Raw genomic sequence first — 13308 nt, 5'->3', positions numbered from 1 at the left:
TGCAGCAGTGGTGAATTGGTCTCGTGGCCGAATGCCGGGCGCACTCGAATGCGTCGACCCCGAGTTGTTCGGCTGAGGGCGTGCCCGGACTACGCGGCAACTACCCCGCGCTCCGGCAAGCTGGCGAAGCGACTGCTCAAACTCTGATTGCCGAGTCCTTCTCTCTCGCGGCCTGGCTCAGGCTCGCCAGTACGGCCTTCGCCGCTCGCTCGCCCGACGTCGCTGCGTCGGCGAGCGACGGCAGATCGAGCTGGTAGTCGCCGGCGAGGTGGATGGTTCCGAGCGGATCACGCAACGTCGGAAGCGAGTTCCTTCGCCCGGGCGCCCAGAAGGGCACGACCCGACGATGCCGCCGCACGATGCCCTCGCCCAGTTTCCCTTCCAGCTCGGGGAACACTGCGAGCAGGTCCTGCTGGTATCGCGACACGATCTCCTCGTCGGGGAGGTCGAACAACGCGTCGGCGTGAGCACCGCCGGCGAAACAGGCCAGCGCTCCACCCGGCTTACGGTCGTCGCCGTTCCGCATCGCCGCGGCGTGGTTGAACATCGCCTGGAACGACAGTTGCGGCGTCGAGACAGCGAAGTAGTCGTCCCAGCGTTGCGGCCCGACTTCGTCGGTGAAGAATCCGACGATCACGTACCGGCCGTAGGTGATGTCGTTGAAAGCATTCCGGTGTTGCTGCGGGAGGTCTGGGATGATTCGCTCGGCGACATCGGCGGGTGCGGTCACGATCGCGCGCTTTGCCCGCAGCCGCACCGGTCGGTCACCGTCGTGATAGTCGACGACCACGCCGTCACCGTCCTGCCGCACCGAGCGCACCACCGAGTTCAGCCGGATCCGGCCACCGAGATCTTCCGTCAGCACGTCGGTCAACGTCTGATTGCCACCCACCGGCAGCGAGAAGTTCGGGATCTTCTCCGGGTCGGCCAACGCGAGGCCGACGGACGTGACGAACTGGGTGGCGGCCGTCTCCTCCACCTCGCATCCCATCCACTGCGCCGACCACGACCGGACGACATCGGCGGCCAGCTTCGACCGGACGCCCTTCAGGAGGTACGACGCCAGCTTGGTGTCGAGGTTGGCGCGAACCCGCTGTGCGATACGGCTCTGCGACTCCAGGAACGGCATGGCCGCGAGGATGCGTGCACCGACGAGGGCCATGCCGAGTCGGTCCAGCATGGTCATCCGCGTGCGGAACATGAGCGCGACCGGATTCGAGGTGTCGATCACCCCGCCGTTCAGGTACAGCGCGACGCTCTTGCCTGCGAGCGAACCCATCTCGATGCCGTGCCGGTCGAGGGCATCGATCAGCGTGCCGGTGCCCTCGGTGAACTGGGTACCGACGTTGATCCAGTAGTCGCCCTTCCTGACGGTCTCGACTCGTCCGCCCACGCGGTCGGTGGATTCGAGAACGACTACGTCGGTCTCCGCCGCCAGCGTGGTTGCTGCCGTCAGCCCGGCCATTCCGGCGCCCACGACGACTACTTCGGTGGTCTCTTCGTGCACTTCGTGCGTTGTCATTCTCGGTTCCTGACTTTCGGGAGCTGGTGCGGATCACGCCGCAGCTGCAGCGCGGACCGCCTGAGCGTCCACGCGCTTGTTGTGGGCATCGAACGCCCGGTAGGCGCGGAAGTACGCGAACATCTGCAGGCCCCACGTGGACAGCGCGAAGATGTAGAAGATCGTGTGCTCCGCGTCGTCACCCGGGATGTGGACGAAGTCGTAGGTCGCGGCGATGACGAATCCGCAGGCCGTGGCAACCGCGGCCCAGACAGCGTGCCCGCGCTCGCCGATTCCCCACAGGCGCTTGACGAAGTAGATCAGGAAGATCGTGGTGAGCACGTTGACCACGACGTAGAAGATCTTGCCGGGGGTTCCGATCGCCTCGGCGAACTGACTGAGGAGGAAGCCCACCACGGCCGCGAGGGCGAAAGCGCCGATGTCCACCGCCACGGACGGCTTGTACCGGTGGGTGACCTTCATCAGTCCGAGGACCAGGATCAGCGTGATGCCGACGGACCGGGAGAAGGCATCGAGGAAGTAGGCGAAGGCATACATCGGGCTGTCGTGACCGGCCTTGATGAGGCCGTAGACCAGGAAGTTCGAACCCGACGTCGCGACGATCATCCACTCGATGCCGAGCAGGTAGTTCTTGTAGATCCGGATGAACTTGATCCCGTACGTGAATCCGACGGCGATCATCCAGATGTCCGCGACCGCGAAGAGCAGTTCTCGGATGGACATGATTTTCTCCTTGGATGGTGACATCAGCCGACCGGACGGACGGCGAAGAATTCGAGCAGCCGGGTCGGTGGCGATGGCTATTTCGTGAGGGCTGCCAGGCGGTCGGAGGCGCGGTCGGCGAGCCAGGTCGCGTGCAGCGCAGGGCCGCTGACAAGGCTGGGCCAGAAGCGCTTTCGGCCGTTCCAAATCGCCGACAGGTCTTCGTGCAGTGGCGCCCCGTCGATTCGGTCCGCCAGCAGGTGGCCCACGTACTGCGCCTGGGCGAAGCCGTGGCCGTTACAGGCGAGCGAGTACAGCACGTTGTCGGACGCCTCACCGGCGACGGGGAGCCACGTGGAACTCATGCCGATCCAGCCGCCCCACGCCTGCTGCGGCTCGATGTCGCGCAGGCCCGGGAAGCGCTCGCGGAATCCGCGGACGAGGTCGTCGGCGACGTTTTGCGCCGGGGTGCGGTCCGGAAGTGGGTTTCGCCCGGTCTGCACGCGGCGGGTGCCGAACACGATGGTGCCCCGCGGGGTGACGCGGTAGTTCTCGATGATCATGTGCAGCGTGACCATCGGGGCGCGGCTGGTCCAGCCGATCTCGTCGAGTCGCTCGGGTGCGACGGGTTCGGTCTCGACCAGGGACGTCCACACCGGGGTAGCGAGGTTCTTCGGCGCGATGGACAGACCGGTGGTGTGGGCGTTGGTGGTCAGCAGCGCCTTGCGTGCCCGGACCCGCCCGTGCGGTGTTTCGACCGTGACCCCGCCGCCGGAGTCGGTGACGTCGCGCGCCGGAGTGTGTTCGTAGACGCGCGCGCCGGACGCGATCGTCGCTGCCCGCAGGCCGAGGGCGAACTCACCCGGGTTGAGCGTGCCCCCGACACCCTCCCGCACTCCGCCGAGGAAGCCGTCCGGGAGGCCCGCCTCCCGGCCCTCGACGAATTCGGCCGACGATCCGGCCTCGGCCATGACCTTGGCATTGCGGCGCGCGTGCCGCAGCTGCCCCTTGGACACGGCGGCCATCACGATTCCGGCCTGCCGGTAGCTGCACTGGATGTCGTGGTGAGCGATGGCGTCCTCGGCGAAGTGCACCGCGTTCTCGGCGTACCGGTACAGGTTCCGCAGCCGCTCGCGCTTCAGCAGAAAACCCAGCAGTTCCGGATCGGCGGCGATCGAGTTCGTGATGTATCCCGCATTGCGGGAGGTGGCGCCCCAACCGAGGGTCTGCGCCTCCAGGAGCACCACGTCGACGCCCTTCTCGGCGAGTCGGAGTGCGGCCGACATGCCGCCTCCGCCGCCGCCGATCACGACCACGTCGCAGTCGATGTCTCCGGTCAGGGACGGTTCGACCGCGGCGGGCGATGTGGCCCAACCTGTGTCGTGAATCAGCTTCATCGTCGTCACTCCGTCTCGCTTGCAGGGATGACCGCGGTGCCGCGAGCGCGCACCGCGACCATCGGCGACTCCAGGACCTGTGAGCGGCCGGTGTCGTCGGAGCCGCGGCAGATCACCCGGAGCTCGAAGTCGACCGTGCGGCTGCGGTTTCCTTTTTTCACCAGCCGGGCCTCGGCCTCCACGACGTCGCCGCCGCGGACCGGGGCGAGGAACTCGACGGACGAGTAGCCGGCGAACAACCCCTCGTGGCCATCGGTCTCGATCGACAGGTTCGTGCCGACGTCGCCGAAGAGCTTCAGGGCGAATGCACCGTCGACCAGATTGCCCGCGTAATGCGCGTCGGAGAAAGCGACGTAGCGCCGGTGGACTGCCGTGCTCACGAGATCTCCCGGTGGATGGGGCCGAGGTGGGGGGACTCTGTTTCGCCGTCGATCCGGACACCTGGGTAGCCGCGCTTGGCGATCTCGGTGCACATCCGGCGGTACTTGCCCACACCGCCGACATAGCCCATGAAGGTGTTGGGCTTGCCCTCGACGTTGGAGCCTCGGTACCAGGAGTCGGTGGTGGCGTACAGCGTCTGGGCGACGGTCTCCTCCGTGATGTCCACCCAGTCGTTCTGACCCTCGGGAGTGGCCTCGACGAGCGTCGCCCCGGAGTCGCGGGCGTGCTCGATGAGATCGGCGATCCAGTCGACCGCCTGCTCGATGGTCATCACCACGTTGCTGGCGAGCGCGGGGCTCTGTGGGCCGGCGACCATGAAGAAGTTGGGGAAGTCCGTGGTCATCATCCCGAGGTACGTGCGGATACCGTCCTGCCAGGTCTCCTGCAGTTTCCTGCCGGACGCGCCGGTGAGACCCAGCCCGTACAGCGGGCCGGTAAAGGCGTCGAACCCGATGGCGAGCACCACGGCGTCCGCCTCGTAGGTGCCCTTCGAGGTGACGATCGCGTTCGCGGTCATCGTCTCGATCGGTTCGTCACGCAGCGACACCAACGACACGTTCGGCCGGTTGTAGGTCTCGTAGTAGTCGGTACCGAAGACGCTGCGCTTGGCGCCCAGAGGGTGGTACCTGGGTACCAGCAGCTCGGCGGTGGCCGGATCCTCGACGATCTCGCGGATCTTGTCGTGGATGAATTCCGACGCGGTTCGGTTCGCCTCGACGTCGGTGAGCAGGTCGGCGAACTCGCCGCCGACGCCGTTGAAGCCACTTCGTTCGTAAGCCGCTTCGTAGCGCCGCTGCCGTTCCTCGGCCGACACGTCGAAGGCCTTGTCGGTCACGGGGCGGTCGGGGATGCCGCCGGGTGAGTGCCGGCACTCCTCACGGATCGCCGGGTAGTCGTCCTTGATGGAATCGACCCGTTCCAGGGGAAGTTCGGCGTTGCGCGCGGGCATCACGTAGTTCGGAGTGCGCTGGAACACCGTGACGTGCTCGGCAACCTCCGCGATCAGTGGGATCGCCTGCACACCCGACGATCCGGTGCCGATCACGGCGACGCGCTTGCCGGCGATGTCGTCGAGCGAAATGTTCCACCGGCTGGTCGACACCTGGAGTCCGGTGAAGTTCCCCAGGCCCGGCACGTCGAAGTCCTTCGGGGTGGACAGGCCGCCGGCGCCCGAGATCAGGTAGCGGCCGCGGCGCGTCTCGCCGTTGTCCAGCTGCACCTCCCACAGCCGCTCGGCCGCATTCCACGTCGCACCGACGACGCGGGTATTGAACGTGAAATGCTTGCGCAGGTCGAAGCGGTCGGCGACGTGGTTGATGTAGCTGAGGATCTCGGCCTGCGGCGCGAATCGCTGGCTCCACGTCCACTCCTGCTGGAGGGCCTCGTCGAACGAGTACGAGTAGTAGATGCTCTCGACGTCGCAGCGCGCGCCCGGATAGGTGTTCCAGAACCAGGTGCCGCCGACGCTGGGTCCGGCCTCGAATCCCGCAAAGGTCCACCCGGCGGTGGTGAGCCGGTGTGAGAGGTAGAGGCCGGAAAAACCGGCGCCGACGCCGAGGACGTCGACGATCCCGGTATCCGAGGTGGAGGGGAAGTTCATGGGGTTTGCCGCTTTCATTGAAGTAGTCATATGACTGGATCAATTGACTGTGTTCAGTAGACCAGTGGTACCGGTCACAGTCAAGGGTTGAGTCGAAAGTAGTCCGGTTCTTACATCGGAAGGTCGGGTGAATCGACGCCGACCACCCGGTCGCCGCAGAACACGCGCACGGACTCGCCGGGGGCGTGACCGCCGATTCCGGAAGTGCCCCAGAAACTTTGCGCCGAACCGTCGGCGAGATCGGCGACCTTGGCACCGTTGACGCGCACCTCGCCCGACAGCACCCGGGATCCGACCTCGATGGCGCGGTCCAGGTCGCCGCCGAAGACGTACGCGTCCAGACCCGACGGGTTGGCGTTGGCAACGCGCAGAGCGTCCTTATCGGACTCCACGGCGTGCAGGCTGATGAGCGGCCCGAACAGCTCGGCGGTCGCCACGGATGCGTCGGCTCCCGAAGCGACTGTCGGGGAAAGGAAGAACCCGTCGAGGGCGGGCAGCTGTGCTGGTTGATGGATCGTCGCGCCGTGGGCCCGCAGCTCATCGATCCGGCTCTGCAGCGTGGCGAAATGCGGGGCGTTCGAGATCGGGCCCAGGTGGGTGTTCTCGTCGAGTGAGTGCCCGATGTCGATGCGGGAGATGCGATCGAGCAGCGCGTCGAGCAGCGGCTCGACGAGGCTCTTGTGCGCCAGCACCTTTCCGGGGCCCTCACACCATTGACCGTTGAGCTTCGTCATCCCCTCGAGGATCCCGTCGGCGGCGACGTCGATGTCGGCGTCGTCCAGCACGAGGGCCGGGTTGTTGCCGCCGAGCTCGAGCTGGAGGACCTTGAAGTCCTCGGCGGCGGCGCGGGCGATTGCACGGCCGGCGGTCGGGCCGCCGGTGAACGAGACGATCTTCACGCGGTGATCGCCGGTGATCGCGGCGCCCACGTCGCCCGCGCCGTGGACGAGCTGCAGCGCACCGTCGGGCAGCCCGGCCTTGACGAAGCACTCGACGATGATCTGGGCGCTGCTCGGCGCGTGCTCCGACGGTTTGAGGATGACGGGGCAGCCGGCGGCGAGGGCGCTCACCATCTTCGCGGCGGGGATGAAACTGGGCCCGTTCCACGGCGTGAGGATGGCGGCGGGGCCCCACGGGACCTTGTAGAGCCGCACGTCGCGGCCGCCGGCCTCCAGCGCCGTACGACGCGGGGTGGCGCGCAGATCCGCAGCGGACGAGCGGATCCGGTGCGGGAGGAACTGCGCGACCATCCGAGCTTTCCCGATCGGAACACCGCTGGTGAGGGCGTCGGTCCGCGCGATGTCCTCGATCCGCGCCTCGACGATGTCGGCCGCCCGCTCGATGACCGCCGCGCGTTCCTCGCTCGCCGCGTCATCCCAGCGTTCGAAGCCGTAGGACCTCTCGGCATGGCGCAGTGCGCGCTCCACGTCCTCCGGACCGGTGGTGACGGCGCGGTGGACGGGCCGGCCGGTGTTGGGGTCGAGATTCCACGCGTCCGGGATCGTGCGGCACTCGGACCACTCGTCGGCGATGTAATTGACCGGTTGGGGCATTTGCGGGTTCGACATCTGCGGCCTCCTTCGATGGGCTTTCAGGTGTGGATGGAGTCGGGTGTGATCACGCGGTGAGGTCGGCGACGATGCGGGTCACCTCGCCCGACTTCATCGCCTCGAAGCCCTTGTTGATCTCGCCGAACGGGATCACGTCGCTGACCATCTCGTCGAGCAGCAGGCGGCCCTGCAGGTAGAGCCGCGCGAATTGGGTGATGTCCTCGTGCGCTTGCCCCGAGCCCATGTAGGAGCCGATGAGGCGCTTTTCGCCGAAGAAGAAGTCCGATGCGGGGAGGGTGAGGTCGGTGCCGTCGGGTGCGATGCCGACCAGGCATGCGGTGCCCGTAGCGCGCAGGACCGCCAGCGCGGTGGCGGCGGTGCGCGCGTTGCCGACGGCCTCGAAGGAGTAGTCGACGCCGTCGCCGAGCACGTTCCTGATTTCGGCCGGGACGTCGGCCGCGCCGTTCACGACGTGCGTGGCACCGTACGTCCGCGCCGCCGCGAGCCGGGCGTCGTCGAGATCCACGGCGACGATCGCCGAGGCGCCGGCGAGCCGCGCGCCCTGGATGATCGCCGATCCGACACCGCCGCAACCGATCACGGCCACGGTGGCGCCGGGGCGGACCTGCGCGCCGCGGAACACGGCGCCGACGCCGGTGACGATGCAGCACGACAGCAGGCACCCGACGTGCAGTCCCACCTCGTCGGGCACCGTGACCAGCGAGTTTTCCCGCATCAGGGTGTGACGGGAGAATGCGCCGATGTCGGCGAGCCGTTCGACGGCCTGGCCGCCCGGCAGTTGGAAAGCGGGGCGGGGGCGCTGCCGGATCTGCGAGACGCGCTGGCATTGCGTCGAGTGCCCGGCCTGGCAGTTGCGGCACAATCCGCACGAGGGTGTGAGGGCGCCGACGACGCGGTCGCCCGGCCGCAGCGAGGTCACCGCGGAGCCGACCGATTCGACGATGCCCGCCACTTCGTGCCCGACCACCACGGGCAGGTCGGCGCCCACGGTGCCGGTCATGTAGTGCAGGTCGCTGTGACACAGGCCCACATTGGAAACCGCGACGCGGACCTCGTTCGGCTCCGGGTCGTCGACCTGAATCTCGGTGAACTCCAGCGGTTCGTTCAACGCGGTGAGAAGTGCTGCCTCGGTGGTGATCATCATTGTCTCCGATCTCAATTGCTTTGCGCGGGCGCCGTCGGCGTCGCGTTCTTCGATGCCCAGAAACCCTCGATGCCCTCGGTGAAGGCGCCGGACTCCCACGACTGGCGGGCGGCGTCGTCCTCGCGGACGAACGCGGCCTCGATCTCTTCGGGGCGCGGTCGCAGCAGACCCAGGTGCAGTGCGGTGATACGAGGGTCGGAGTTCCACTGTCTGATCACCTCGACCGCGCGGTCCACCAGTGTCTGTGGGGCCACGATCTCGTCGAGCAGCCCGATCCGCAGTGCCTCTTCCGCGTCGATTCGCTGAGAGCCGAGGATGATTCGCATCGCGTGGTTGCGCACCAGGCGGCCCATGAGGAAGCTCGAGGCGTTCGAGATGATGATCCCGCGGTGGTTCTCCGGCTGGTAGTACTCGGCGGCGGGGGTGCCGATCCGGGAGTCGCAGCACAGCGTGATCTCCGAGGCGCCGCCGACCGCGATCCCGTTCACGGCCGCGATCACGGGGACTTTCGTCTCGAGAATCGCCCGGGTGATGTCGTGGAAGGTCGCGAAGGCCTCGTGAATCTCGTTGTAGCTGGCCGGCACCGACTGCAGGTCCTCACCGGCGGAGAAGGCCCGCCCGGCACCTGTCAGCACGATCCCACGGACGACGTCACCCGTCCCGAACCGGCGGATCGTCTGCGCGAGTCTCACCCGGGCGGCCACGTCCATCACGTTCAGCTTCGCCGGGCGGTTCAGCGTGAGCACGGCGACGTCGCGGTCGATGTGCACGTCCAGGTAGTTCTCGGTCATGTCTGGCTCCTCAGTTGGCACTGCCGACGGTGCGCGGCGGCTGCAGGTCGTAGGTGATGCCCGGATGTTCGGCGGAGCGCGCCTTCAGGGCCGGCTTGGACACCCGCTCCGACGGGGTCCGCGGGAAATCGGCGACGAACTCGACGTAGCGCGGAACCTTGAAGCGCGCCAGCTGGGTTCGCGCGCCGTCGATGATTCGCTGTGCGGTCTCGCGACTCTCCGGGCTGCCGGGGGCCAGCTGCACAAAGGCCTTGACCTCCTCGCCGAACAGCTCGTCCGGGACGCCGACCACCGCCGCCGCGACGACGGTGTCGTCGCGCTCGAGGACGCGTTCGACCTCGGCGCTCGCGATGTTCTCGCCGCCGCGGCGCACCATGTCCTTGATCCGGCCCACCAGGCGGTAGCTGCCCGCCTCGCGGACCGCGACATCGCCGGTGTGCAACCAGCCGTCGCGCAGGACCTGCGCCGTGTCTTCCGGCCGGTTCCAGTAGCCGAGCATCATCGGTCTGCCCGAGGTGATCAGTTCACCGGGTTCGCCGTCGGCGACCTCGCGACCCTGCGGATCGACCACCCGGACCTGCTTGGTGGGAATCGGCTGCCCCAGCCGCCCGCTGCCGACGTCGGCCGTGTGCTCGGGGTGGCTGACCAGGTCGACTCCGCTTTCGGTCATCCCGAAGATCTCCCGCCACGGTGCACTCCAGCGCTGTTCGAGTTGCGCGTGCAGCCCGACGGGGATCGCCGAGCACAGCACCACGCGCAGGTCGTTGTCCCGGTCCTGCGGGCTCGGCGCCTGTTTGAACAGCAGCGTGGGCATCGAGCCGAGCACGTAGCAGAATGTGGCGCGGTGCTTGCGGACGTCCGCCATGAAACCCGAGGCGGAGAACCGGGGCAGTACCACCAGCGGCGCGCCGATCGTGAGACACAGCGAGGTGTTCCACTGCGGGTCCATGTACGAGAACGGCTGCGAGGTGAGTGCCACGTCGTCGGCCCCGAGACCCGCCGCACTCGCACAGATCCACCCCAGCCGGACCCAATAGTCGTGGGTCAACATGCACGCCTTCGGGAACCCGGTTGTCCCCGAGGTGTACTGGAGGTTCGCGAGCGTGTCGCCGGAGATGTCGACCCCCGGCCTGTCCGCCGGATACTGCGCGAGTTCGTCGCGCGAGACGGCGTCGACGATCCGGACATCGGCCAGATCGCCGTTCGCGGCGCGCACCTCGTCGACGAGCGGGGCGTGCTCGGCGTCAGTGAACATCACGCGGGCGCCGGAATCCCGCAGCACGAATTCGAGGTCTGCGCGCCGGTATGACGAATTGATCGGCACCGCGACGCCACCGGCCTTGAGGATCGCGAGCCAGGCGATCGGCCACTGCACCACGTTGGGCAGCATGATCGCGACCCGGTCACCCGCGCGGACCCCGTCCTCGGAGACGAGTCGCTGCGCCAGGCGCGACGTCCAGTCGTCGATCTCGCCGAAGGTCCACGCCCCTTCCTCGAACCGGAGGAACTCGCGGTCGGGATACCGGAGGGCCTGGATCGCCAGCAGGCCGACGAGGGTATCGATCGGCGGGTCCACAGCCATGCGATCGAGCGCGATCGCGCGTTCCTGGTGGACTGTTTCGACTCCGGTCATGGTCATCCTCTGGGTCGGGTGTGATGCGGTGCCGATGCGGGTGCAGCTCGCGATCTCGAGTCGTGACGGCGCATCCGCGGTGAACTCGTGGACCGCAACCCTCCGATCGCCGAGGGCGCCGGAGTGTGGGCCCGGTCATAGCCTAGAAGAACATAGTCAAATGATCAAGGCAGATGATCACAATGCGCTAGGTGCTGCAAGTCGCGGAGGTCTGATCTCGACCACATGCCCGGCTCGCTCGTACCTCCGACTGGTAGCGTTGCGGTGACTTGATCAGTCGTTCGCATCTGATTCGACAGGAGAAACGCATGGCCCGCATTCCCGCTGCCGAACGTCGCGCCGAACTGGTGGCGGCTGCCGTGCGCATGATCGCCGCCCATGGGGTGGACGGCGCGACCACACGCCGCATCGCGCAGGATGCGAACGCTCCGCTGGCCACGCTGCACTACTGCTTTGCCACGAAGGAGGTGCTGTTCGCGGCGGTATTCGAACACGTCACCGCACAATACCGAGAAGTGTTGGTGCGCAACGATTCCCAAGGAGACGTCGAGACCAACGCGCGCGCCCTGTTGCGCGGCGTGATGGAGTGGTACCTGGCGAATCCGGACTTCGGCGCGGCGATCGTCGAGCTGATCAGCTGGGCCCAGCGTCAGGAGGGCAAGCAGGCCGAGATGGTGTACAACGAGGCATTCGCGACCATGCGGCGGATCCTCGAGGCCGCCGCGACCGGTGCAGGCCAGTCGGTCGACCCGAAAACGATCGACGAACTGACATACATCGTGTCCACGCTGTCTGACGGATTCGCGCTCAACTGGCTGGTGTTCACCGACCGTACAGTCGCTGAGTCGCAGATCGAGCTCGTTCTCGGCGTCCTCGACGCGTGGATGGCCGCCAACCTCGGCGATGTGCCGAGGCCGGCGACTCCGGCCGCGAAGACTTCACCCGAAGAGGCCCTGCGTTCACTGGTGTCCTGGGTGAGCGTGGAATGACGCAGCTGAGATCGTCGGTCAGGGCCATCTGAGTCAGGACGCGGCAGCTTCGACGCGTCGACCGGTCCGGGCGCGTGAGATCAGCACGGTCACCACGACGAGCAGGGCGAGGACTCCCGACAGCCAGTAGCCGGTGCCGTAGAGGCCCTTAGCGGCGACCTCGAGGCCGGTGCCGACCACCGGAACCAGGGAGGCGCTGAGGTCGCCGCTGACCAGTGCGGTGCCGAAGGCGAATCCCACTGCCATGGCCGTGCCGGCGATACCGGCGGCCATCCCGGCCTTCTCCTCCGGCACTGCCAGCTGCACCAAGGTGAAGCCCGCTGCGTAACCGATTCTGGTCCCGAAACCCATGACGGCAGCCCCCACGAGGTAGTGCCACTGCTGCTCGTGCGCCAGGGCGAGCCAGGCCAGCCCCGCGACGTTGATGAGCGCTCCGATAATGAAGACGGGCACACCACGGCCGTTGATCAGAGCGCGGTCGAGCACGGTCCCGCGGATCAGGAACGCTGCCGCGAACGGTGCCATGAGCAATCCGGTCTGCAGCGCGCTGAGCCCGAGCCCGTAGGCGTCGTCGGGACGAAGATCCCCGGGAATGACCTGGGCGTATGTGCTGAGCAGTAACAGGAAGGCCGAGTTCACCGCAGCGAACAGTGCGATGCACAGGCACGAAGCGGTGACCAGAGGCGCCCTCAGCAGAGCGACGTCGAACACCGCCGCGGTCGACCGGCGCTCGACGCGCACCCAGGCGATGCCGCCGACGATGCCGACCACCAACGGAACGAGCGCCGCGGCGCCCCACACGAGGCCTTGCGTCAGAGTCAGCAGGATCGCCGCGACCCACGCGATCATCCACACCGTTCCGAGTACTGCGATGCGACCGCCACGCTCGGCAGGCGGGGCATGGGGGATCGTGACATGGCACGCAAGGGTCGTGGCCGCGCACACTGCGGTGAGGATGACGAAGAAGCTCCGTAGCGACAGGCTCTCGACGATGAAGCCGCCGCCGATCATGCCCACGACGATGCCGACACCGGTGGCGATGACCAGAACCGCGACACCCACGGTGATGCCGTCCTCACCGAGATTGCGGCGCAGGAAACCGAGCGGAAGCAGCTGCGCCGCACCCCCGAAGCCCATGAGAGTGCAGCCGACCAGCAGGGTCGGATACGAGTCGCCGACAGCCGGAACGAGCGCACCGACCGCGAGGAATGCCGACGCCGCCACCGAGGCGTTTCGGTCGCCGTACAGATCGGCGAGGCGCGGCAGCAAGATGAAGCCCGCTCCCCCACCGAGGGTCAGCGCGGTGTAGAGCCACGTAGTCTCGGCCACTGTGGCAAGGCCGTACTGCGCCTGGATGGTCGGCAACAGTGGCGGCAGGATGAAGATGACGGCGTTGGTCAGGACGATCAGCAGCGTGGCGACGCCGATGAGCACTCCCTTGTGCGGCGCACGACGAGCGGGCCGCTCGCCGGCGAGTCCGGCGTGCTGGTGGATCTCAGTCATGTGTTTCTCCGATTC

At 67.4% G+C, this 13308-nt stretch carries 11 protein-coding genes; 1 reads left to right on the top strand and 10 read right to left on the bottom strand.

Features of this window, described 5'->3' with window-relative positions; genetic code table 11:
• Positions 1–136: 136 nt before the first annotated feature.
• The 9 genes from PSR88_RS27115 to PSR88_RS27075 all read right to left on the bottom strand — a co-directional run bounded on the left by PSR88_RS27115 (position 137) and on the right by PSR88_RS27075 (position 10801).
• On the bottom strand, positions 137–1522 hold the full coding sequence (locus PSR88_RS27115) for a flavin monoamine oxidase family protein (protein ID WP_016883686.1): 1386 nt from the start codon (positions 1520–1522) through the stop codon (positions 137–139).
• 33 nt (positions 1523–1555) lie between these two features.
• Positions 1556–2245, bottom strand: coding sequence for a hypothetical protein (locus PSR88_RS27110; protein WP_016883687.1), 690 nt, complete (start codon positions 2243–2245; stop codon positions 1556–1558).
• Between the two features lie 77 nt (positions 2246–2322).
• Positions 2323–3621 (bottom strand): NAD(P)/FAD-dependent oxidoreductase, encoded by a 1299-nt coding sequence (locus tag PSR88_RS27105; RefSeq protein ID WP_029539550.1) that lies wholly within the window; start codon positions 3619–3621, stop codon positions 2323–2325.
• A 5-nt stretch (positions 3622–3626) separates the two neighbouring features.
• Positions 3627–4001: a hotdog domain-containing protein gene (locus PSR88_RS27100; protein ID WP_011597520.1), complete on the bottom strand. Its 375-nt coding sequence runs from the start codon at positions 3999–4001 to the stop codon at positions 3627–3629.
• Complete coding sequence (locus PSR88_RS27095; RefSeq protein WP_016883689.1) at positions 3998–5662, bottom strand: flavin-containing monooxygenase; 1665 nt, start codon at positions 5660–5662, stop codon at positions 3998–4000. Before PSR88_RS27095 ends, PSR88_RS27100 begins: the two co-directional genes overlap by 4 nt.
• Positions 5663–5772: 110 nt before the next feature.
• On the bottom strand, positions 5773–7230 hold the full coding sequence (locus PSR88_RS27090; protein ID WP_016883690.1) for an aldehyde dehydrogenase family protein: 1458 nt from the start codon (positions 7228–7230) through the stop codon (positions 5773–5775).
• 49 nt (positions 7231–7279) lie between these two features.
• Entirely contained in the window at positions 7280–8374 is a 1095-nt protein-coding gene (locus PSR88_RS27085; RefSeq protein ID WP_029539551.1) for a Zn-dependent alcohol dehydrogenase, read from the bottom strand.
• A gap of 14 nt (positions 8375–8388) precedes the next feature.
• The gene (locus PSR88_RS27080; RefSeq protein ID WP_016883692.1) at positions 8389–9168 is read right to left on the bottom strand and encodes an enoyl-CoA hydratase/isomerase family protein; all 780 of its coding nucleotides are present in this window, start codon (positions 9166–9168) and stop codon (positions 8389–8391) included.
• A gap of 10 nt (positions 9169–9178) precedes the next feature.
• Positions 9179–10801 (bottom strand): class I adenylate-forming enzyme family protein, encoded by a 1623-nt coding sequence (locus PSR88_RS27075; RefSeq protein ID WP_016883693.1) that lies wholly within the window; start codon positions 10799–10801, stop codon positions 9179–9181.
• A gap of 308 nt (positions 10802–11109) precedes the next feature.
• On the opposite strand from PSR88_RS27075, the gene PSR88_RS27070 reads away from it, so the two are divergent.
• Entirely contained in the window at positions 11110–11790 is a 681-nt protein-coding gene (locus PSR88_RS27070) for a TetR/AcrR family transcriptional regulator (protein WP_011597513.1), read from the top strand.
• 33 nt (positions 11791–11823) lie between these two features.
• Here PSR88_RS27070 and PSR88_RS27065 read toward each other — a convergent pair whose 3' ends face one another.
• Positions 11824–13293 (bottom strand): MFS transporter, encoded by a 1470-nt coding sequence (locus tag PSR88_RS27065; protein ID WP_011597512.1) that lies wholly within the window; start codon positions 13291–13293, stop codon positions 11824–11826.
• Positions 13294–13308 lie beyond the last annotated feature (15 nt).

Origin of the sequence: Rhodococcus sp. DK176, from assembly GCF_038447315.2 — a bacterium.
Lineage (GTDB): Bacteria > Actinomycetota > Actinomycetes > Mycobacteriales > Mycobacteriaceae > Rhodococcus_F > Rhodococcus_F jostii_A.
Note: the sequence above shows the minus strand (reverse complement) of the source record. Positions and strands in the feature narration are given on the sequence as shown.

Bases quoted from the DNA above. Each gene is read 5' to 3' on its own strand.
- PSR88_RS27115 (WP_016883686.1), bottom strand. From the start codon at position 1,522: ATGACAACGCACGAAGTGCACGAAGAGACCACCGAAGTAGTCGTCGTG.
- PSR88_RS27110 (WP_016883687.1), bottom strand. From the start codon at position 2,245: ATGTCCATCCGAGAACTGCTCTTCGCGGTCGCGGACATCTGGATGATC.
- PSR88_RS27105 (WP_029539550.1), bottom strand. From the start codon at position 3,621: ATGAAGCTGATTCACGACACAGGTTGGGCCACATCGCCCGCCGCGGTC.
- PSR88_RS27095 (WP_016883689.1), bottom strand. From the start codon at position 5,662: ATGAACTTCCCCTCCACCTCGGATACCGGGATCGTCGACGTCCTCGGC.
- PSR88_RS27090 (WP_016883690.1), bottom strand. From the start codon at position 7,230: ATGTCGAACCCGCAAATGCCCCAACCGGTCAATTACATCGCCGACGAG.
- PSR88_RS27085 (WP_029539551.1), bottom strand. From the start codon at position 8,374: ATGATCACCACCGAGGCAGCACTTCTCACCGCGTTGAACGAACCGCTG.
- PSR88_RS27080 (WP_016883692.1), bottom strand. From the start codon at position 9,168: ATGACCGAGAACTACCTGGACGTGCACATCGACCGCGACGTCGCCGTG.
- PSR88_RS27075 (WP_016883693.1), bottom strand. From the start codon at position 10,801: ATGACCGGAGTCGAAACAGTCCACCAGGAACGCGCGATCGCGCTCGAT.
- PSR88_RS27070 (WP_011597513.1), top strand. From the start codon at position 11,110: ATGGCCCGCATTCCCGCTGCCGAACGTCGCGCCGAACTGGTGGCGGCT.
- PSR88_RS27065 (WP_011597512.1), bottom strand. From the start codon at position 13,293: ATGACTGAGATCCACCAGCACGCCGGACTCGCCGGCGAGCGGCCCGCT.